The organism is Streptomyces sp. NPDC006476 (assembly GCF_040612015.1).
Classification (GTDB): domain Bacteria; phylum Actinomycetota; class Actinomycetes; order Streptomycetales; family Streptomycetaceae; genus Streptomyces; species Streptomyces griseorubiginosus_B.
Window position 1 is genome coordinate 66,761 of record NZ_JBEXPK010000021.1, and the last position, 20,590, is coordinate 87,350.

Sequence of the window (20,590 nt, forward strand, 5' to 3'; positions counted from 1 at the left end):
CGGGTGTGTCCCGAAACGTGTTTGCTCTGTAACGGTGGGGCCCCCGCCGCCATCTGCGAGCCGTGCCTGGTCCAGGATGTCAGGAACACATAAGCATCTGGAGGGGAACCCAGAGATGAGCTACAACCAGCCGGGCCCGTACGGCGGGCAGCCCCAGCAGCCCGGGCCGTACGGTCAGCCGGGGCCCTACGGCCAGCAGCCGCCGCAGGCGCCCCAGCCCGGCTACGGCTACCCCCAGCAGCCCCCGGCGGCCCCGCAGCCGGGGTACGGCTATCCGCAGCAGCCCCCGCAGGGCGTGCCGCCGCAGCAGAACCCGTACGGGCAGCAGCAGCCGCCCTACGGTCAGCCTCCGTACGGGCAGCAGCCCTACACCGTTCCGCAGCCGCCCGCGCCCGGCGGCGGCAAGAAGAAGACCGGGCTGATCATCGGCGCGGTGGCGGTCGTGGCGGCGATCGGTGTCGGCGTGTACTTCGTGATCGGCGGGGGCAGCGGCAGTGGGGGCGGCGGTGGCATCGCGAACGACGGCGCGCACAAGCTGACGACTCCGGCGACCGTCATCGGCGGCACCTACAAGAAGTCGAACAGCGCCGACAGTTCGGACTCGTTCAGCGACGAGGACAAGGCCGACTTCGAGAAGTGGGGCGTGAAGAACCCGCAGGACGTCAGCGCGGGATACGCCAAGGGCAGCGGGCTGACCGCGACGAACCTGAGCTTCGGCGGCGTCTACGGCACGATCGACGACCCGGAGGCGGTCGTCGACGCCATGTTCGCGAAGGTCAAGTCCGAGGCCGCCAAGGACAAGGACACCAAGGGCAAGCTGCTCGGCAGCCCGCAGGTGGTGCACCCGGCGGGCTTCGCCAACGGCATCATGAAATGCCAGGTGGCCCAGTTCGAGAACGACGGCACCTCGTCGACGAGCGCGGGTGCCCCGAAGACCTTCGAGATGCCGATCTGCATCTGGGGCGACCACAGCACGGTCGCCGACGTCACGTCCTTCAGCCTCGCCTCGCTCACCACCGGCTCGGCCGCGTCGGTCGACGACACGGCGGCGCTGGCGGCCAAGCTCCGCAACGACGTCCGCGTCAAGGTCTGACGGGCGGCGGGCGCCTCAACCGCGAAGGGGCCCCGGTCGGTTGACCGGGGCCCCTTTCGTTTTCGTGCGTTCTCGCCTACGCCGTCTTCTGCTCCCCCGGCCCCCGGCCGTTGCGCGCGTCGCGCGGGATCAGGGTCGGGTTGACGTTGGAGTGGACGACGTCCGCCGTGATGACGACGCGGGCCACGTCCTTGCGGGACGGGACCTCGTACATCACGGACATCAGGACTTCCTCCATGATGGCGCGCAGGCCGCGGGCGCCGGTCTGGCGGAGGATGGCCTGGTCGGCGATGGCCTCCAGGGCCTCGCGCTCGAAGTCCAGCTCCACGCCGTCGAGTTCGAAGAGGCGCTGGTACTGCTTGACCAGCGCGTTGCGCGGCTCGACCAGGATCTGGAGCAGGGCCTCGCGGTCCAGGTTGTGGACCGAGGTGATGACGGGGAGGCGGCCGATGAACTCGGGGATCATGCCGAACTTGACCAGGTCCTCGGGCATGACGTCCTCGAACTGGTCCTTGGCCTCCAGCTCCCGCTTGGAGCGGATCGTCGCGCCGAAGCCGATGCCCTTGGCGCCCGCCCGGGACTCGATGATCTTCTCCAGGCCGGCGAAGGCACCGCCCACGATGAACAGGACGTTCGTCGTGTCGATCTGGATGAACTCCTGGTGGGGGTGCTTGCGGCCGCCCTGGGGCGGGACCGAGGCGGTGGTGCCCTCGAGGATCTTCAGGAGGGCCTGCTGGACGCCCTCGCCGGACACGTCGCGGGTGATGGAGGGGTTTTCACTCTTCCTCGCGACCTTGTCGATCTCGTCGATGTAGATGATCCCGGTCTCGGCCTTCTTGACGTCGTAGTCGGCCGCCTGGATCAGCTTCAGCAGGATGTTCTCGACGTCCTCGCCGACGTAGCCGGCCTCCGTCAGCGCCGTCGCGTCCGCGATCGCGAACGGGACGTTCAGCATGCGGGCCAGGGTCTGCGCGAGGAGCGTCTTGCCGGAACCCGTGGGGCCCAGCAGGAGGATGTTGGACTTCGCCAACTCGATCGCGTCGTCACGGCCGCTGCCGCCGCCGTTCTCGCCGGCCTGGACGCGCTTGTAGTGGTTGTAGACCGCGACGGAGAGGGCCTTCTTGGCCGCCTCCTGGCCGACCACGTAGCCCTCGAGGAACTCGTAGATCTCGCGGGGCTTGGGAAGCTCCTCCCAGCGCACCTCGCTGGTCTCCGCGAGTTCTTCCTCGATGATCTCGTTGCAGAGATCGATGCACTCGTCGCAGATGTACACACCAGGCCCTGCGATGAGCTTCTTGACCTGCTTCTGGCTCTTGCCGCAGAACGAGCACTTGAGCAGATCGCCGCCGTCACCGATGCGTGCCACGGTGTGCTTCCCCTTCGCCTGGGAGACGCCTAGATCCAGCGGCTCCTGGTGCTGCCTATTCCGACGGTACCTTGCCGGGCCCCCCGTTCGGGCCCCCCTTGGCGCGGTTCACTGTGACGTGCAGCGTGTCAAAGCACACCAACCGTGCCAAGGGGCGGCAGACGATACAGCTTCCGCCCGCTTCTTTGTCAGCGGACGGCCGCGTTGTTCATCTTCCGGGTGGAGATGATCTGGTCGATCAGGCCGTACGACAGCGCGTCCTCGGCCGTGAGGATCTTGTCGCGCTCGATGTCCTCGCGGATCTTCTCGATCGGCGTGGTCGAGTGCTTGGCCAGCATCTCCTCCAGCTGCGAGCGCATCCGGAGGATTTCGTTGGCGGCGATCTCCAGGTCGGAGACCTGACCGCGCCCCGTCTCGCTGTAGGGCTGGTGGATCAGCACGCGGGCGTTGGGCAGCGCCATGCGCTTGCCCGGCGAACCGGCGGCCAGCAGGACGGCGGCGGCGGAGGCCGCCTGGCCCATGCAGACCGTCTGGATGTCGGGCTTCACGAACTGCATCGTGTCGTAGATCGCGGTGAGCGCCGTGAAGGAGCCGCCGGGGCTGTTGATGTAGACCGAGATGTCCCGGTCGGGGTCCATCGACTCCAGGCACAGCAGCTGCGCCATGACGTCGTTGGCGGAGGCGTCGTCGATCTGCACGCCGAGGAAGATCACGCGCTCCTCGAAGAGCTTCGCGTACGGGTCGTACTCGCGGATGCCCTGCGAGGTGCGCTCGACGAAGCGGGGGATCACGTAGCGGGACTCGGCGGTGGGACCCGTGTACTCGGCGTGTGTGCGGTCGTACAGGCTGCTGCCGGGGAAGTCGTTCACTGTCTGTCTCCTAGGGGCTGAGGCGGTCGGCTGGGGGCTGTCCTGGGGCCTCAGGCCCCGGTGGTGCCGCCGCCGCCCGGGATGCCGGCAGCCGTGGTGATGACGTCGTCGATGAGGCCGTACTCCTTGGCCTCCTGCGGGTCGAACCAGCGGTCGCGGTCCGAGTCGCGGGTGATCTGCTCGACGGTCTGGCCGGTGTGCTGGGCCGTGAGCTCGGCCATGCGCTTCTTGGTGTGCAGCAGCCGCTCGGCGTGGATCTTGATGTCCGAGGCAGAACCGGCCAGACCGGCGGAGGGCTGGTGGATCAGGATCTCGGCGTTCGGGAGGGCGAACCGCTTGCCCGGGGTGCCCGCGCTGAGCAGGAACTGGCCCATGGAGGCGGCGAGGCCCATGGCGATCGTCATCACGTCGTTCTTGATGAACTGCATGGTGTCGTAGATCGCCATGCCGGCCGTGATCGAGCCGCCCGGGCTGTTGATGTAGAGGTTGATGTCCTTGTCGGGGTCGGCCGCGGCAAGGAGCAGCAACTGTGCGGTGATCTTGTTCGCGATGTCGTCGTCGACCGGCTGGCCGAGGAAGATGATCCGCTCGTTGAGCAGCCGGTTGTAGACCTGGTCGCCGAGGCCACCACCGATGGAAGGCTCGCCGGCGGCGGAGGGCATCAGATTCGTCACGTATCCACCTGCTCGTCTTACGACGGCGCCGGGCCGTCTCACGTGTACTGCCGGGGCAACGGGGACTCCCCTGCCCTCGTACTCATGGACCCTAACGCGCTGGTCCCTCCGGGGAATCCCGGTAACGGGGGTGTTCGCCGGGGGCGTAGCGGCGGGCGCCCCCTCGCCGTATGCGGGGAAGGGCCCGGGGAACACGTCCCCGGGCCCTTCCCCGCGACATCTCCAGGCGCCTCGGGCGTCAGCCCTCGGTCTTCTCCCCGGCCGCGGCGTCCTCGGCCGGAGCGTCCTCGGTGGCCGCCTCCGCGGTGGCCTCCTCGGTCGCCTCGGCGGCCTCGTCCTCCTCGTCGTCCAGGTCGACGATCTCGCCGTTGGTGTCCTTGACCGTGGCGGCCTCGACGACGACCGCGAGGGCCTTGCCGCGGGCGACCTCGCCGACCAGCAGCGGCACCTGGCCGCCCTCGACGACGGCCTGGGCGAACTGGTCGGGGGACATGCCGGAGGAGGCCGCGCGGCGCATGAGGTGCTCGGTGAGCTCCTCCTGGTTGACGTTCAGCTTCTCCTGCTTGACCAGCTCGTCGAGGACGAACTGGGTCTTGATGCCCTTGACCGCCGCCTCACGGGTCTCGGTCTCGAACTCCTCGGCGGTCTTGCCCTGGATCTCCAGGTACTTGTCGAGGGTGAGGCCCATCTGGCCGAGCTGGTGGTGCTCCAGGTTGTGCTTGCGGGTGTTGATCTCGTCCTCGAGCAGCTTCTCGGGGACGGGCACCTCGACGAGCTCCAGCAGCTTGTCCAGGACGCGCTCCTGGGCCTGCGTGGCCTGGTCGTACTGCTTCATGTTCTCCAGGCGCTTGCGGCTGTCGGCCTTGAGCTCCTCGAGGGTGTCGAACTCGGAGGCGAGCTGCGCGAAGTCGTCGTCCAGCTCGGGCAGTTCGCGCGCGGCGACCTGGGTGACCTTGACGGTGACCTCGGCCTCCTTGCCGGCCGCGGAGCCGCCCTTGAGCTCGGAGGTGAAGGTGGCCTCGCCACCCGCCTCCAGGCCCTTCACGGCGTCGTCGATGCCGTCCAGCAGCTCGCCGGAGCCGATGGTGTAGGAAACGCCGCTGGCGATGCCGTCCTCGAGGACCTCGCCGTCGACCTTGGCCTCCAGGTCGATGGTGACCACGTCGCCGTCCTCGGCGGCGCGCTCGACCGGGGAGGTGGAGGCGAAGCGCTCGCGGAGCTGCTCGACCGACTTCTCGATGTCCTCGTCGGTGACCTCGACGGCGTCGACCTCGACCTCGATGCCGGAGTAGTCCGGGATCTCCAGGGCCGGGCGGACGTCGACCTCGGCGGTGAAGTTCAGCGTCTCGCCGTCCTTCAGCTCCGTGATGTCGACCTCGGGCTGGCCGAGGACGTCGATCTCGGCCTCGTTGACCGCCTCGGTGTAGAACTTCGGAAGCGCGTCGTTGACCGCCTCCTCCAGGACCGCACCGCGGCCGAACCGCTGGTCGATGACGCGGGCAGGGATCTTGCCCTTGCGGAAGCCCTTCACCGTGACCTGCTGGTTGATCTTCTTGTACGCCGCGTCGAGGCTGTCCTTGAGCTCCTCGAAGGGCACCTCGACAGTGAGCCGAACCCGGGTCGGGTTCAGGGTCTCCACGGCGCTCTTCACGGTTCGGTCTCCTTGATGGCTGACTTCTCGGATTCTGCCGGGGCCAGAACGGCTCCGGCGGATTCGCCGCCCGGAGGACTGCTTCGTAGAGGAGAGACACACGGGCGTGCAGCTTGCATAGTAACGGCAGCGGCGACACGCCCCAAAGGCGATCAAGGGACGCGATCACCCGAGGTGATCGCGCGGGTGGCCGGTGTTGACCGGCCGCTGGTCGGGGTGGCGGGATTTGAACCCACGGCCTTCCGCTCCCAAAGCGGACGCGCTACCAAGCTGCGCCACACCCCGTCTGGTGCGACACGTAGGGTACATGGCCGCAGGCAGTGGGGCTGCCGCATTTCCCCAGCCGGGGCCGCCGCATTTCCCTCGCCGGGGCGCGCGGGCGGGGCGGCCGGGCAATGCGGTGTGCGGCCGGGCGCGCCGACCCGCTACGATGCCTTCAGTGCCGCGGTCTTTCCGACCTGCGGCGCGCTGTGTGCGGGCGTAGCTCAATGGTAGAGCCCCAGTCTTCCAAACTGGCTACGCGGGTTCGATTCCCGTCGCCCGCTCTGGCATGGCTCAGGCCCAGGTCTGCGGATAAATTTACCCGCAGACCTGGGCCTGAGTCGTCGAATCAGCCGTCCGTGCCCTCCGCGTGCCCGTTCCGCCCAGAGCCGCGGCGCGGGGGTGTCCACTCGTCCGCCGGGCCTGAGTCGTTCGTGGAGGGCGTCAGCCGATCCAGTCCCATTCCTGTTCGGTGCTGCCGAGGCAGTTGTAGATGATCACCTTGGTGTTGTTGGCGGTGCCTCCGCCGCCGGCCGTGGACATGCACTTGCCGGCCTTGATGTTGTAGAGCTGGCCGGTGCTCGAGTAGTCCCACTCCTGCTCGGAGCGGCCGTTGCAGCTCCAGAGGATCACCTCGGTGCCGTTGGCCGTGGCGCCTCCGCCCGCCAGGGACAGGCACTTGCCGCTCTTGAGGTTGCGCAGCTCGCCGGAGGGCGTGGCCTCGAACCAGTACTGCTCATGGCCGGTGCCGCAGGTGTAGATGACGGCGTTGGTGCCGTCGGCCGTGGAGCCGCCGCCGGCCAGCGACAGACAGCGGCCGCTCTTGTAGTTCTGCACCCGCGAGTAGACGTCGACCGCGCCGGCCGAGGGCGCGGACGCCGCCAGGGCCGTGACCGTCAGCGCGCCCGCCGCCAGCGCCGCCCAGGATCTCTTCAGCACGTGAGGGAATCCTTCCGTCGTGCGGGACGCCCTTCGCCCCGCCTTCTTGGCAGGGTGATCTTGGCTCGACGGACTCAGGCCCGAACACAGGGCTTTCAGCCCCTTCGCAAATGAATGCGAGGGGTGGTGCGGGTTAAGGGGGGATTTTCCGTACGGTCCCGCGCGATGACCGGGTGCCCGTTTCCTCCCGGTTTACGAAGAAGATCGACGGCGAACCGGCGGCCGGGGCGCACGTCGCCGCGGGACGGCGGCATGGCGGGAAAGCGCCGCGCCGGCGCCCCGACCGCTCGCGACGGTCAGAAGCTGATCGAGTTGATCGTCTCCGCTATCGAGTTGAGGAAGCGGTTGATCGAAGGGGCCATGCCGGTCGACGCGAGGAAGAAGCCGAACAGGATCGCGACGATGGCGGGTCCGGCCTTGATGGAGCCGCCCCGGATCAACACCACCAGGATGATCGCCAACAGCAGCACCACAGACAGTGAAATGGCCACAACTGATCACACCCTCGGTCGGTCCGCTCTCCCGGCCCGGGGGTGCCCGGCCCGCACACCCCCGCCAGAACCATCGTGCCACCAACCAGGCCCGCGTATGCGGCAGGTGAGGCATCGTCGGCCACACTGTGCCCGACCTTTGCCCGGGCCATGCAGAGGCGACCACTCCCCGCACCCCCGACGCACCCCCAACTCCGGTCTCCCGCACAGGAATTCGACGGCGCACCCGCATTGGAAATTGCCCGGGATCGTTTCCTTGTCCACACAACTCGTTCGCAGGCAATTCGAATTGTCGCCACAGACACATCAAGAGGGCGCGATTTCTGTGGTTTTGTTCTGAATAATCCGGACTAACCGGTGCATAAGGTCAGCGGACGGAGATGTCTACTTCCGCAATTCCCGGGTAACCGAGGGGTTCCTGCGCAGCCTTATGCAGGAATGACATGGACGGTTTTACGAATTCCCACAGACGCCGCTAGGGTTTCCCAGATGTTCGACGCCGCTTCGTCCCCCGGTCATCTCAGAACACCGCTCCCCCCGGCCCGGCCGCCGACGCCCCCACAGCGCGACGCGTTCTTCGACAACGCCAAGTACCTGGCGATCGTGCTGGTGGCCATGGGCCACTCCTGGGAACCGCTCAAGGGCGACAGCCGCGTCCTGGAGGCCGCCTACACCGTCGTGTACGCCTTCCACATGCCGGCGTTCATCATCATCTCCGGCTACTTCTCCCGCAGCTTCGACATGCGCCCCGACCGGCTGCGCCGCCTGATCACCGGTGTAGCGGTGCCGTACATCCTCTTCGAGACGGCGTACTCGCTCTTCAAACGCTACGGCGACCACGACCCGGGCATGTCGGTCAGTCTGCTGGATCCCTGGTACCTGACCTGGTTCCTGGTCGCGCTGTTCGTGTGGCGGCTGACCACCCCGCTGTGGAAGACCGTCCGGTGGCCGCTCCCCCTGGCCATCGCCGTCGCCATGCTCGCGACGCTGTCGCCGGACATCGGTGACGACCTGGACCTGCAGCGCGTCCTGCAGTTCCTGCCGTACTTCGTGCTGGGTCTGTGCATGAAGCCGGAGCACTTCCAGATGGTGCGCACGCGTGCCGTGCGGCTCCTGTCGGTGCCGGTCTTCGCCGGCGCGCTGACGGTCGGCTGGTGGGCGGTGCCACGGATGAACGCCGCCTGGTTCTACCACCGCGACTCCGCCGGGGAACTGGGCGCGCCCTGGTGGTCCGGGCCGGTCATGGTGCTGGCCCTGATGGGCTGTTCGCTGCTGCTGACCGCCTGCTTCTTCGCCTGGGTGCCGGGCCGCAGGATGTGGTTCACGGCGCTCGGCGCGGGCACGCTGTACGGCTATCTGCTGCACGGCTTCGTGGTCAAGGCCGGTGACTTCTACGGCTGGTTCGACCACACGTGGCTGCACGGTCCGCTCGGTGAGATCTTCGTGACCCTCGTCGCGGGCGCCGTCGTCACCCTGCTGTGCACCGCGCCGGTGCGGCGGGTGTTCCGGTTCGCGATGGAACCCGACATGAAGTGGGCGTTCAAGCGGGACGCGGCCGACCTGGCCCGCGACCGCGAGAAGGCCGAGCAGCGGCAGATGGCCAACGCCTAGGGCTGGGGCTGCTCCAGGCCGAGGAGTGCGCGCATCCGGGCGTACTTCTCGGTCAGCCGGGTGCGGGTGGCCCCGTCGGCGAGGCGGGCGAGGCGGGCCGGGTCGGCGTTGTGCGCCAGGTCCGCCTCCTTCACCAGCAGCGCGCCCGGCGTGGCGAGGATCCGCGCGGCGTACTCCTCGGGCGTCTCCCCCGCCCGCTTGGTGACCGCGAGCACGATGTCCTTCGTACGGCGGCTCAACGCGGCCCGCTCCAGCCACCGTTCGCTCAGCGCGTCGTCCTCCACGGCGTCGTGCAGCCAGGCGGCAGCGATCTGCTCGGCGTCGCCGCCCCGCGCGCGCACCCCCTCGGCGACGGCCCGCAGATGCTCGGCGTAGGGCCGGCCCGCCTTGTCGGTCTGTCCCTCGTGGGCGGCCCGGGCGAGGGCCTCCACCTCGGCCAGGGTGAGCCCTTCGGATGTCTCGGTCACTCCTGAAGTGTCTCCCCGCGCAGCGCCGCCCGAGCCGGGAGGGTCGCGGCGAGGACGCCGAGGACGACGATCGTCCCGGCGAACGCCCCGTACACCAGCGGCGGGATGTACGGCCCCTGCCCGGTCAGCCCCTTCGTCATCGGCACCAGGGTGGCCAGCGCGATGCCCGTGCCGAGGACGATGCCGGCGAGGGCGACCAGCAGGGCCTCCCAGCGGATCATGCGCAGCACCTGGCGGCGGGTGGAGCCGATCAGCCGAAGCGTGCCGAGTTCACGGCGCCGGTCGAGGACGGTCATGACCAGCGTGTTGACGGCGGCGACGGCCGCGAAACCGCCGAGGACGCCCGCCATCACGGCGTTCGCCCAGGCGTTCAGCTCCCGGTCGACGGACTGGGCGGCGGTGTAGTCGCCGCGGTCGAGGACGGTGCCGAACGCCTTCAGTCCGGCATGTGTACCGCCCCTGGTCCACAGCTCCATGTCGAAGGCGGAGCTCACATGGGTCGCCAGGTCGGCGTGTGACAGGGTGACCTGGGCGAGTCCCATACCGCGTCCGTACGTCGCCGTGACGACCGGGCTCGCCTTGGTGCCGTCGGGCAGCCGGAGGTGGAGGCGGTCGCCGACGTGGACGTGGGCACTCTGGGCGAGGGAGGCGTCGACGGCGATCTCCCCACGGCCCAGGGCGAGTCGGCCGTGCTTGACGTCCAGGTTCTGTACGGCGGTCAGGTCGCGGACCGTGCCCGTGACGCCCTGTGCGGTGGCCGACTCCAGGGCGCCGGAGGCCGGGACGAGGACCGACGACTTCAACAGGCCGACGGCGGCGGTGACTTCGGGGGTGCGCGCGGCCTGCCGTACGGCGTCCGGGGGCAGGCCCGGGTCGGCGGTGACGACGTGGTCGGCGAGGATGCCGGCGTGCTGCTGGTCGGCGGTGACGCGTTCCTCGCTGGTGTGCAGGAAGACCAGGACCGAGGAGAACGCCATCGCCAGCACGATCGGGGTGATCGCGGAGGCCAGACGGCGGGCGTTGCTGCGGGAGTTGGCGGCGGCCAGCACCGCCGGGGCGCCCGCGCCGCGCAGGGGCAGACCGAACAGGCCGGCGCAGGCACGGGCGACGAGGGGGCCGAGCAGCGCGACGGCCAGCATGAAGAGGAAGACGATGCCGAGGGCCGTGTTGGCCGCGTCCTCACCGGTGAGGGAGGCGGCCAGGCCCGCGCAGACGAAGCCGCCGGCCGCCGCGGCGATGCCGAGCGGGGTACGGATCCAGCCGATGCGCAGCCGCTCCACGGACGCCTCGCCGAGGGCCTGGCCCGGCTTGATGCGGGAGGTGCGGTGGGCGGCCGTGTAGCCGGAGACGAGGGCGGTGAGCAGGACCGCGCCGGCCGCGGAGACCAGCGGGATCCAGGAGACGGACAGGTGGACCGCCTCCGGGACCGCGCCTTTGTGTTTCAGCTGCCCGAACCACCAGTGGGCCAGGGCGGTTCCGGGCAGGCAGCCGAGCGCCCCGGCGAGCGGGGCGACCAGGAGGGTCTCGGTGGCGATCGTGCGGCGGATCTGGCGCGGGGTGGTGCCGATCGCGCGCAACAGGGCGAACTCGCGGGCACGTTGGCCCACCGCGAGGGCCACGGTGCCGGCCGCGGTGAAGACGGCGACCATGGTGGCCACTCCGCCGAAGGAGCCGCCGATGCCGATGAGGGTCTCCTTCGCCTCGGCCAGCGTGGGGTCCTCCACCGCGCCCCGGTCCCGCCCGGTGTGCACCTTGGCGTGGCCCCGGAGGGCGTGCTCCACCTGGGACTTGAGGGCGGCGGTCGGGACGCCGGGCCTGGGGAGCACGGCGATGGCGTCGATGCGGTCGGGGTGGCCGGAGACGCGCACGGCCACGGAGTCGGTGAACCAGGCGGTGCCTGCGGGGGTGTCGGTCGTACCGGAGACGCGGTAGGTGCCGGTTCCGGCCGGGGTGGTGAGGGTGACGCGGTCGCCGACTCGGGCCCGGGGCAGGACGACCTCGCCGGGGCCGGGCGCCCGGCCGGCGGTGAGCCGCTCGCCGGTGAAGACGGTGGAGCCGAAGCCGTGGGCGGTGAGGGCGGTGCCGTGCGGGCCGCGCACGGGGAAGGTGAGGTCGGCCACGGCGGTACGGGCGCCCGGGACCGAGGCCGCCCTGCGCACCATGTCGGCGTCGAGGCGGGCGCGGTCGGGGACCGGTTCGCTGTCGGCGTCGTCGCCGTGGCCGTAGGGAGCGCGCTGGTCGGCGGCGGCCACCACGGGGGCGGCGGCGTACCGGGCGGGCGGGACGGAGGCCCGGATTCCGGTTTCCAGGAGGATGCCGCAGGCCGAGACGACCATCGCGGCCATCACCAGGGCCACGAAGGTGCCGGCGAACGCGGCGGGGCGGAAGCGGAGGGCCGCGCGGGCGAGGCCGTTGGGGGCGAACATCAGGCGGCCGCCTTGGCATAGGGCCGGGAGGCGGTGAGGGCCGTCATACGGGCGGCGATCTCGGCGGGGGTCGCGCGGTCGAGGCTGGCGGCCATCTCGCCGTCGGCCAGGAACAGGACGCGGTCCGCCCAGGAGGCCGCCGTCGGGTCATGGGTGACCATCACCACCGTGGCGCCGTGCACGTCGACGGCCCGGCGCAGGAGGGCGAGGATCTCGGCCGCCGTCGTCGTGTCCAGGGCGCCGGTCGGCTCGTCGGCGAAGACGACGTCGGGGCGGGTGACCAGGGCGCGGGCGATCGCGACCCGCTGCTGCTGGCCGCCGGAGAGCTGGCCGGGGCGGCGGCGGGCCTTGTCGGCGAGGCCGACCTGTGCGAGGACCTCGGCGGTGCGGCGGCGGTCGGGACGGTGGCCGGCCAGGCGGGTGGGCAGGGCGACGTTCTGTTCGACCGTGAGGGAGGGCAGGAGGTTGAAGGCCTGGAAGACGAAGCCGAGGCGGGTGCGGCGCAGAGCCGTCAGCTTGTTCTCCTTCATGCCGGTGATCTCCGTGCCGCCGAGGCGGACGGTGCCGGAGGTGGGACGGTCCAGGCCCGCCGCGCACTGCAGGAACGTGGACTTGCCGGAGCCGGAGGGGCCCATCACGGCGGTGAAGGTGCCGGGCGCGAGGGTGAGGTCGATGCCGCGCAGGGCGTGGACAGCGGTGCGGCCGCGGCCGTAGCGGCGGGTGACTCCGTGCAGTTCCACGGCCCAATCGGCAGCCATGTCTGTCCTTCCGGTCCGTTGTCGTTCGGGGATGCTTCGAACGTACGGATGCGGAGGGCGGGCGGGCGATGAGGGCGGCTGGCGGATGCGGGCGGGGGAAAACCCCACCGAGGTCCCACCGGCCGCTCGGGTCAGCGGGCCGCTGCCGCCGTGGGGCCTTCCCGGCAGATCAGCAGCAGCGCCCGGTCGTCGTTCACGTCCTTCGCCACCGCCTCGATCAGGTGCCAGGCGGCGCCGTGGAAGCCGCCCGCGACATAGCGGTCGGCCTCTCCGGTCAGGCGGTCGATGCCCTCGACGATGTCCCGGTCGGAGGTCTCCACCAGGCCGTCCGTGAACAGCATCAACACGTCTCCGGCGCGCAGCGAGCCCTTCACGGGGTCGAACTGGGCGCCGTCGTACACACCGAGCAGCGGGCCCTCGGCCGCCTTCTCCTCCCAGCGGCCGCTGCCCGCGCTCAGTTGGAGGCCCGGCGGATGACCGGCCGAGTAGAGCTCGTAGTCGCCGGAGTCGAGGTCGAGGACCAGGTGGATGGAGGTGGCGAAGCCCTCGTCCCAGTCCTGACGGAGCAGGTAGCCGTTCGCGGCCGGGAGGAAGGCGTGCGGCGGGAGCGAGCCCAGCAGGCCGCCGAAGGCGCCCGAGAGCAGCAGCGCGCGGGAGCCGGCATCCATGCCCTTGCCGGAAACGTCCGTGAGGACGACCTCCAGGGTGCGGCCGCCGTTGGTCCGGGCCGCCACCACGAAGTCGCCGGAGAAGGACTGGCCGCCGGCCGGCCGCAGAGCCATCTCCCGGTGCCAGCCGTCCGGCAGCTTCGGCAGCTTGCTCTGCACCCGGATCCGCTCGCGCAGGTCGAACAGCATCGTGCCGCCGCGCCGCCAGGGCACGCCGACCCGGCTGCGGAACTGCGCGACCAGCAGCCCGAAGAAACCACAGGCGGCGACGACGAGCACCACGCCCGGGGTGACCCGCGAGGGTCCCTCGGTGTACGGGCCCAGCTTCACCGACTCCACGATCAGTGCCGTGGCCGCCGCCGCGTACAGGGCGAGCAGGCTGGCGGGGCGCAACAGCAGACCGCCGGCGACGATCGGCACGACCAGGGCGGCCGGGGAGCACCACACGGAGTTGGCGAGGGTGACGCCCGCGATCACCGGGACGGTGAGGAACAGCCCGGCGAGGGCGAACCAGTCCGAGCCGTCCCCGCGGAAGTAGTCCACGGCGCTTTTGCGCAGGCCGGTGCGGACCCGGTGCCACTGCATCCTCAACCGGGCCGTGAACGTCTCGGCCTCCGCGCGCCGCTCTCGTCCTGCTGTCATTAGTTCGGGACCCTATCCATCGGACCTGCTGCTTGGCACGGGAGGTCCCACTTGTCCCCCGTCCGAGGCTCAACTTCACAGTGAACTTCACCGAAAGCCGTCGCGCGGGCGTCAAGCCGAAATTCCCTCGCTCGTCCCGCAATGCCCTGGTAGGCATGGTTCATGCGGACTGACGTGCGAGTGCTGGCAGCTGAGAACTGGGATGAGTGGTACGACACCTTGATCCGCGCCTTCGGTGGGGTTCCGGAGCCCGCCGAGGAGCGGGCGCTGTGGCGGGAGCTCACCGAGCCGGACCGGGCGATCGGGGTCTGGGACGGTGACATCTGCGTGGGGACGGCGGGGGCGTTCCGCTTCCGGCTCACCGTGCCGGGCGGCAGCGCCGTGCCCGCGGCCGGCGTGACCATGGTGAGCGTGGCCGCCACGCACCGGCGGCGCGGGGTGCTCACGTCCATGATGCGGCGGCAGTTGGCGGACGTACGGTCCTGGGGCGAGCCGCTGGCCGTGCTGACGGCCTCGGAACCCGCGATCTACGGGCGGTTCGGGTACGGCGCCGCTACGTTCCACGCCAACGCCGAGATCGACACCACCCGGGTACGGCTGTCCGTGCCGGACGGCACCGATGACGTACGGCTGCGGTACGCCGAGCCGGCCGACGCGCTCGACGCCTGCGAGGCCGTGTACGCCCGGCTGGTCGCCCGGCGGCCGGGGATGGTGGCGCGGGTCCCGGGCTGGGAGCGGCTGTGGGTGCTCGATCCGGAGAGCGAGCGGGACGGCGCCTCGCCGCTGCAGTGCGTGCTCGCGGAGCGGGACGGGGAGGTCGTCGGGTACGCGCGGTTCCGGGTCAAGCCGGACTGGGAGCCCGCGGGGCCCCACGGGACGGTCGTCGTGCAGGACGTGGACGCGCTGGACCCAGCGGCGCACGCGGCGCTGTGGCGGTTCCTGTTCGGCATCGACCTGACCTCGAGGATCGACGCGCGGCGCCGGCCGGTGGACGAGCCGTGGCAGTACCTGGTCTCCGACATCCGCCGCTGCTCGCTGCTCGTGCGGGACTCGCTGCACGTACGGCTGGTGGACGTCGGGGCCGCGCTGGAGACTCGGACCTACCAGACGCCGGTGGACGTGGTGTTGGCGGTCGAGGACGCCTTCTGCCCCTGGAACAGCGGCCGTTGGCGACTGACCGGCGATCCGAAGGGCGCGTCCTGCGCACGCACCGAGGACGCCGCCGATCTCGCCCTGTCGGTACGGGAGTTGGGCTCGGCCTACCTCGGCGGCGTGAGCCTGGACGCACTCGCCGCGGCCGGCCGGGTACGGGAGCTGCGCCAGGGCGCCCTGGCAGAGGCGTCCCTCGCCTTCGCCTCCACGGTCGCCCCGTGGCTGCCGCACGGGTTCTAGGTCACGGCGTCTGGCAGGTCGGGCACCAGAAGAGGTTGCGGGCGGCGAGGTCGGCGGTGTGGATCTCGCCGCCGCAGATGTGGCAGGGCAGGGTGGCCCGCCGGTAGACGTACACCTCGCCGCCGTGGTCGTCGACGCGGGGCGGACGGCCCATCGCCTCGGGCGTGTGCTCGGGGCGGACGGTGTCGATCCGGTTGTGGCGCACGCCCTCGTGTATCAGCTCGACCAGGTCCGTCCAGATCAGCCACCACTCGGCGGGCGTGATGTCCCGGCCCGCGCGGTAGGGGTCGATCCGGTGCCGGAAGAGGACCTCGGCGCGGTAGACGTTGCCGACGCCTGCGATCACCTTCTGGTCCATGAGCAGCGCGGCGATCGTCGTACGGCTGCGGGAGATCCGCCGGTACGCCGCCTCCGGGTCGGCGTCGTCCCGGAGCGGGTCGGGGCCGAGGCGCGCGTGTATCGCCTGCTTCTCGGCGTCGGTGATGAGCGCGCAGGTGGTCGGGCCGCGCAGGTCCACGTACGAGGTGGCGTTCGCGAGGCGCAGCCGGACCGTGTCGGTGGGCGGCGGCGCGGGGGCGTCACCGAAGGCGACCTTGCCGAACAGGCCCAGATGGATGTGGACCCATTCGGCGTCGCGGAAGCCCAGGAAGAGGTGCTTTCCGTGGGCCTCGGTACGGGTGAGCCCGGCCCCGTCGAGCAGTGCGGCGGCGTCGGAGAACTTGCCCTGGGGGCTGGTCACGCGGGGTGCCGTGCCGGAGAAGCGGTCGACGTAGTCCAACGCCAGCCGGTGGATCGTGTGCCCCTCTGGCACGGTGCGTGTTCCTTTCCGGCCCTCGGTTCAGTCCTGCTGCGGGTGGTGCGCGGGGATCGGGGGCAGATCGCCCGTCGTCTCGTACGCCGAGAGCATGTCGATCCGGCGCTGATGGCGCTCGTCGCCGGAGAACGGCGTGTTCAGGAAGATCTCGACGAACTTCGTCGCCTCCTCCTGGGTGTGCATGCGCCCGCCCACCGCGACCACGTTGGCGTTGTTGTGCTGGCGGCCCAGGGATGCGGTCTCCTCGCTCCAGGCCAGCGCCGCGCGCACGCCCTTCACCTTGTTCGCCGCGATCTGCTCGCCGTTGCCCGAACCGCCGATCACGATGCCGAGGGAGTCGGGGTCCGCGGCCGTCCGCACCGCGGCGCGGAGGCAGAAGGGCGGGTAGTCGTCCTGGGCGTCGTAGATGTGCGGGCCGCAGTCGACGGGGTCGTGGCCGGCCGACTTCAGCCACTCGACGAGGTGGTTCTTGAGTTCGAAGCCGGCATGGTCGGAGCCGATATACACGCGCATGGCTCCGAGTGTGACACGGCCGTTTCCGGGCAGCAGCTCCGGGTGGCGACCAGGAGAAATCCAGACCCGACCATGGAACCTCAAAGAAAGCTCAAGTAACAATCTGGATTCATAGGTTCACCAAGTCCTTTGCCTCCGATTCACTGGACCGACTTGTACGTCACCAAGGTGGCGCAGTACGGAAGTCCCCACACCCGGCGCAAAGGAATTCCCCCCATGACTGGTCTCCAGGCCGGACTCAAGAACCGACATCTGTCGATGATCGCCATCGGCGGTGTCATCGGAGCGGGCCTCTTCGTCGGCTCCAGCTCCGGTATCGCGACGGCCGGACCCGGCATCCTGCTGTCGTACGCCCTCGTCGGCACGCTCGTCGTGCTCGTGATGCGGATGCTCGGCGAGATGTCCGCCGCCAACCCGACCTCCGGCTCCTTCTCCGCCCACGCCGACCGGGCGCTCGGCCGCTGGGCCGGGTTCTCCATCGGCTGGCTCTACTGGTTCTTCTGGGTGGTGGTGCTCGCGGTGGAGGCCACCGCCGGCGCCAAGATCCTCGAGGGCTGGATCCCGGCCGTCCCGCAGTGGGGCTGGGCGCTCATCGTGATGGTGGTGCTGACCGCCACCAACCTCGTCTCGGTCGGTTCCTACGGCGAGTTCGAGTTCTGGTTCGCCGGCATCAAGGTCGTCGCCATCGGCGCGTTCATCGTGGTCGGCGCGCTCGCGGTGGCCGGTGTGCTGCCGGGCGTCGACAGCGACAAGGCGGGCCTGGGCAACCTCACCGAGCACGGCGGCTTCCTGCCCCACGGCCCCGGCGCGATCCTCACCGGTGTGCTGCTGGTCGTCTTCTCCTTCATGGGCAGCGAGATCGCCACGCTGGCCGCGGGCGAGTCGGAGGACCCGCAGCGGGCGGTCACCAAGTCGACGAACAGCATCATCTGGCGTATCGCGGTCTTCTACCTGGGCTCGATCCTCGTCGTCGTCTCGCTGCTCCCCTGGAACGACCCGTCCATCAAGGAGAAGGGCTCGTACGTCGCCGCCCTCGACTCCCTGGGCATCGCGCACGCCGGCCAGATCATGAACGTCATCGTGCTGACCTCGGTGCTGTCCTGTCTCAACTCCGGCCTCTACACGGCCTCCCGGATGGCGTTCTCGCTGGGCGAGCGGGGCGACGCGCCGAAGGCGTTCGCGCGGACGACCTCGCGGGGCGTGCCGCTTGCGGCGATCGTCGCGTCGGTCGTCTTCGGTTTCGTGGCCGTGTTCTTCAACTACCGGTTCCCGGACTCGGTGTTCCTCTTCCTGGTCAACTCCAGTGGCGCGGTGGCCCTGTTCGTGTGGCTGGTGATCTGCTTCTCGCAGCTGCGGATGCGGCGGATCATCCAGGCCGAGGCGCCGGAGAAGCTGGTCGTGAGGATGTGGCTGTATCCGTATCTGACCTGGGCCACGGCCGCGTTGATCGTCTTCGTGCTCGGGTACATGCTGACCGACACCGAGCACGACGGCCGGGAGACCGTGCTGCTGTCCCTGCTGGTGGCGGCGGTCGTGCTGGTGGTCGCGCTGGTGCGGGAGAAGGTGCGCGGGGGCCGTACGGCCGCGGGTGCGGCTTCCGTCGAGGCGCGGGACGAGGTCAGGGCGGGCTAGAGGATCTTGAAGCTGTCCTTCACCTTGTCGTAGGTCTTCAGGGCCTGGGGCTCGATGGCCGTGTGGTACCAGGTGTTGATCTGGTACGACCGTCCTTCCTGGTTGAAGCCCAGGAGGCGGGCGTGCCAGTTCACGCCGTTGAGGGTGAAGGTGTACTCCCAGACCACGGCGGGGTCGCCGCGGAAGGTGGTCTCTTCCAGACGGATCTTGCGGTAGTCCTGGCCCTGGTGGGCGTTCTGCTCCGACTGCTGCCAGGTCCGCATCAGGTTGTCGCGGGCGAGGGAGGACTTGGCGACGAGTTCCTGGGCGCCGTCGGGGGAGGTGTAGTGGACCTCCGCGCCCGTCATCACGTTCCGGCGCCAGCCCCTGGGGGTCGCCCACGCGTAGCCGCCGGCCTCCTCGTGCGTGCCGGGCGGCAGGCTGGGGGGCCGGGCGGTGCCCTCGACCGTGGGCGACGGGCTGCCGCCGACGGTCGGCGTCGTCGAGGAACCGGCGCGCCGGTCGTCCGGAGACCCGGAGTTGGACAGCAGGACGGCCGCCACGACGACCCCGGCGGCGACCACACCGACACCGGCGAGGACGGCGGTACGACGGCGGTGGCGGCGCGGGGCGACGGGGGCCGCGGGAGGGGGCGCCTCGGGTGTGCGGAGGGGGTGCGGGCCGAGGGCGGGACGTTGGGTGGCGGTGTTGGGGGCGGTCGGCTGCGCGGAGAGGCCCGACGGAATCTCGGACCGGGCCTCGGAGCGCAGTTCCGAGGGGACTTCGGTGGAGGCGTTGGAGGCGGCGGGGGCGGCTGCGTGGAGTTGACGGGCCTCGGGAGCGGTGGGGTACGGCGACTCGGACGGTTCTGAGGGGGTCTCCGGGTCCGGGGACGAGACACGGGTGGGCCGTGGGGTGTGCGTCGTGTCGCGACGGAAGTCATGGGTGGCCGTCTGCTCCTGCGGCGCCGCGTCCTCCACGGGTTCGGGCTGCCGGGGCTCACGGGCGGCGTGAACGAGCCGGGTACCCAGGTAGCGCGGGGTGGGCGCCTCGGACGGGTGCCACGGCGAGGACGCCGCCGGGTCAGCTCCGTCGACCGGTTCGGGCGTCTGAGGCTCCCTCGTCGTTCCTGCCCCGGCATCTCGGGACGACCCACGTGCCGTATCAGTGGCGTCCACACCTGAAGCACCGGTCCCGGCGCTCACCTCCGTACCCGCGGCCACGAAGGTCCTCGGAGCCACCGAAGCTCCCGTAGCCCCGGAGGCCGTCGGAGCCATCGAAGCTCCCGAGGTCTCCGAAGCCCCCAACGGCCCCTCGTCGCCCGTCAGTTGCCCCGCCTCAACCCCCGCAACCCCAGCCCGAGCCCCGGCCCCGGCCCCGGCCCCGGCCCCACCGTCCCCCTCTCCCCCACCCACCCGCACCGTCGGGGTAGGCGTGGGGAAGGCCACCGGGTGCAAGGCGGACGTCAGTTCATCCAGGCCGGGGCGGATCTCTGGTTCCTTTTCCAGGAGGGCGGCGAGGATGGGGCGTAGGGGGCCCGCCGCGGCCGGGAGGGCGGGTTCCTCGTAGAGGACCGCGTGGAGCGTCGCCAGCGTGGTGTCGCGGGAGAACGGGGAGCGGCCGCCCAGCGCCGCGCAGAGCGTCGCGCCGAGGGACCAGACGTCCGAGGGCGGGCCCTGGGGCCTGCCGGAGATCCGCTCGGGGGCCATGTAGTCGGGGGAGCCGACCAGCATGCCGACCATCGTCAGCGCCTTGGCGTCCTGGAGCGCCGCGATACCGAAGTCCGTGAGGACCACCCGCTCCCCCGCGGCCTCCACCAGGACGTTCCCCGGTTTGATGTCCCGGTGCAGCACCCCCCGTGCGTGCACCTGACGCAGGGCGGCGACCAGGCCGAGGCCTATCCGGGCCGTCTCACGGGGACTCAGGGATCCCGACTCCACCATGATCCGCTCCAGGGAGCGGCCCTCCACCAACTCCATGACGATCCACAGCCGTTCGCCCTCGTCCACGACGTCGTACACCCGCACGACATTGGGGTGGTCGATCCGCGCCGTCGCCCTGGCCTCGCGCAGAGTGCGTTCGCGGCGGGTGCGGGTGTCCTCGGCGTCCAGGCCGTCTATCCGCATTTCCTTGATCGCGACCGGGCGGTCCAGCATTTCGTCGGCCGCCCGCCACACCCGCCCCATTCCCCCCTGCCCGATAATCGCGCCCAATCGATAACGCCCGTTCACCAGCAGCCCTGGAACACCGCCACCGCTCATATTCCCCGGCAAACCGCTGCACCCCCTCAACGACCGCCCCAACGGAAACACAATAGTCACACTTAGTGCCGTACCAGCATAGT

17 protein-coding genes and 2 tRNA genes are annotated in these 20,590 nt (G+C 70.4%); 5 read left to right on the forward strand and 14 right to left on the reverse strand.

Going from position 1 to position 20,590, the window contains the following annotated elements; translation table 11 throughout:
* Window positions 1-115 precede the first annotated feature (115 nt).
* A complete protein-coding gene (locus ABZZ74_RS24315) occupies window positions 116-1,093 on the forward strand; it encodes a hypothetical protein (protein ID WP_356768213.1) in 978 nt (325 codons plus the stop codon).
* Between the two features lie 76 nt (window positions 1,094-1,169).
* Here the strand turns inward: ABZZ74_RS24315 and clpX are convergent, their stop codons facing one another.
* The 5 genes from clpX to ABZZ74_RS24340 form a co-directional block, all read right to left on the reverse strand.
* Window positions 1,170-2,459, reverse strand: coding sequence for an ATP-dependent Clp protease ATP-binding subunit ClpX (clpX, locus tag ABZZ74_RS24320; protein ID WP_058925301.1), 1,290 nt, complete (start codon window positions 2,457-2,459; stop codon window positions 1,170-1,172).
* Window positions 2,460-2,647: 188 nt separating this feature from the next.
* Window positions 2,648-3,328, reverse strand: a complete 681-nt coding sequence (locus tag ABZZ74_RS24325; RefSeq protein WP_356768215.1) for an ATP-dependent Clp protease proteolytic subunit — start codon at window positions 3,326-3,328, stop codon at window positions 2,648-2,650.
* 50 nt (window positions 3,329-3,378) lie between these two features.
* Window positions 3,379-3,990 carry an ATP-dependent Clp protease proteolytic subunit gene (locus tag ABZZ74_RS24330; protein WP_208779874.1) on the reverse strand — a complete coding sequence of 204 codons (612 nt, stop codon included), beginning with the start codon at window positions 3,988-3,990 and terminating at the stop codon, window positions 3,379-3,381.
* 250 nt (window positions 3,991-4,240) lie between these two features.
* Window positions 4,241-5,653 carry a trigger factor gene (tig, locus tag ABZZ74_RS24335; protein WP_356768217.1) on the reverse strand — a complete coding sequence of 471 codons (1,413 nt, stop codon included), beginning with the start codon at window positions 5,651-5,653 and terminating at the stop codon, window positions 4,241-4,243.
* Between the two features lie 208 nt (window positions 5,654-5,861).
* A tRNA-Pro gene (locus tag ABZZ74_RS24340) sits at window positions 5,862-5,938 on the reverse strand.
* A 189-nt stretch (window positions 5,939-6,127) separates the two neighbouring features.
* Between ABZZ74_RS24340 and ABZZ74_RS24345 the strand changes: the two genes are divergently transcribed.
* A tRNA-Gly gene (locus tag ABZZ74_RS24345) sits at window positions 6,128-6,198 on the forward strand.
* Between the two features lie 160 nt (window positions 6,199-6,358).
* On the opposite strand, the gene ABZZ74_RS24350 is transcribed toward ABZZ74_RS24345, so the two are convergent.
* Together ABZZ74_RS24350 and ABZZ74_RS24355 are read right to left on the reverse strand one after the other, a co-directional pair.
* Window positions 6,359-6,853, reverse strand: coding sequence for an RICIN domain-containing protein (locus tag ABZZ74_RS24350; protein ID WP_356768219.1), 495 nt, complete (start codon window positions 6,851-6,853; stop codon window positions 6,359-6,361).
* A gap of 296 nt (window positions 6,854-7,149) precedes the next feature.
* Entirely contained in the window at window positions 7,150-7,344 is a 195-nt protein-coding gene (locus ABZZ74_RS24355; protein ID WP_026178055.1) for a hypothetical protein, read from the reverse strand.
* A 489-nt stretch (window positions 7,345-7,833) separates the two neighbouring features.
* Between ABZZ74_RS24355 and ABZZ74_RS24360 the strand changes: the two genes are divergently transcribed.
* Window positions 7,834-8,955, forward strand: coding sequence for an acyltransferase family protein (locus ABZZ74_RS24360; protein ID WP_356768221.1), 1,122 nt, complete (start codon window positions 7,834-7,836; stop codon window positions 8,953-8,955).
* On the opposite strand, the gene ABZZ74_RS24365 is transcribed toward ABZZ74_RS24360, so the two are convergent.
* The 4 genes from ABZZ74_RS24365 to ABZZ74_RS24380 all read right to left on the reverse strand — a co-directional run bounded on the left by ABZZ74_RS24365 (window position 8,952) and on the right by ABZZ74_RS24380 (window position 13,916).
* Window positions 8,952-9,422: an HD domain-containing protein gene (locus tag ABZZ74_RS24365; RefSeq protein ID WP_356768223.1), complete on the reverse strand. Its 471-nt coding sequence runs from the start codon at window positions 9,420-9,422 to the stop codon at window positions 8,952-8,954. The two genes, ABZZ74_RS24360 and ABZZ74_RS24365, sit on opposite strands and share 4 nt — an antisense overlap.
* Window positions 9,419-11,848 (reverse strand): FtsX-like permease family protein, encoded by a 2,430-nt coding sequence (locus ABZZ74_RS24370; RefSeq protein WP_356768225.1) that lies wholly within the window; start codon window positions 11,846-11,848, stop codon window positions 9,419-9,421. The genes ABZZ74_RS24365 and ABZZ74_RS24370 overlap by 4 nt, the downstream gene beginning before the upstream one ends.
* Window positions 11,848-12,606: an ATP-binding cassette domain-containing protein gene (locus tag ABZZ74_RS24375; protein ID WP_356768227.1), complete on the reverse strand. Its 759-nt coding sequence runs from the start codon at window positions 12,604-12,606 to the stop codon at window positions 11,848-11,850. Before ABZZ74_RS24375 ends, ABZZ74_RS24370 begins: the two co-directional genes overlap by 1 nt.
* A 131-nt stretch (window positions 12,607-12,737) precedes the next feature.
* Window positions 12,738-13,916: a PP2C family protein-serine/threonine phosphatase gene (locus tag ABZZ74_RS24380; RefSeq protein WP_356768229.1), complete on the reverse strand. Its 1,179-nt coding sequence runs from the start codon at window positions 13,914-13,916 to the stop codon at window positions 12,738-12,740.
* 162 nt (window positions 13,917-14,078) lie between these two features.
* On the opposite strand from ABZZ74_RS24380, the gene ABZZ74_RS24385 reads away from it, so the two are divergent.
* Window positions 14,079-15,308: a GNAT family N-acetyltransferase gene (locus ABZZ74_RS24385; RefSeq protein WP_356768231.1), complete on the forward strand. Its 1,230-nt coding sequence runs from the start codon at window positions 14,079-14,081 to the stop codon at window positions 15,306-15,308.
* 1 nt (window position 15,309) lies between these two features.
* On the opposite strand, the gene ABZZ74_RS24390 is transcribed toward ABZZ74_RS24385, so the two are convergent.
* Together ABZZ74_RS24390 and ABZZ74_RS24395 are read right to left on the reverse strand one after the other, a co-directional pair.
* A complete protein-coding gene (locus tag ABZZ74_RS24390; RefSeq protein WP_356768233.1) occupies window positions 15,310-16,119 on the reverse strand; it encodes a DNA-formamidopyrimidine glycosylase family protein in 810 nt (269 codons plus the stop codon).
* Window positions 16,120-16,146: 27 nt separating this feature from the next.
* Entirely contained in the window at window positions 16,147-16,635 is a 489-nt protein-coding gene (locus ABZZ74_RS24395; RefSeq protein ID WP_356768235.1) for a ribose-5-phosphate isomerase, read from the reverse strand.
* 216 nt (window positions 16,636-16,851) lie between these two features.
* On the opposite strand from ABZZ74_RS24395, the gene ABZZ74_RS24400 reads away from it, so the two are divergent.
* A complete protein-coding gene (locus ABZZ74_RS24400; protein WP_356768237.1) occupies window positions 16,852-18,267 on the forward strand; it encodes an amino acid permease in 1,416 nt (471 codons plus the stop codon).
* Here the strand turns inward: ABZZ74_RS24400 and ABZZ74_RS24405 are convergent.
* Window positions 18,264-20,507, reverse strand: a complete 2,244-nt coding sequence (locus tag ABZZ74_RS24405; protein WP_356768239.1) for a protein kinase — start codon at window positions 20,505-20,507, stop codon at window positions 18,264-18,266. The two genes, ABZZ74_RS24400 and ABZZ74_RS24405, sit on opposite strands and share 4 nt — an antisense overlap.
* Window positions 20,508-20,590 lie beyond the last annotated feature (83 nt).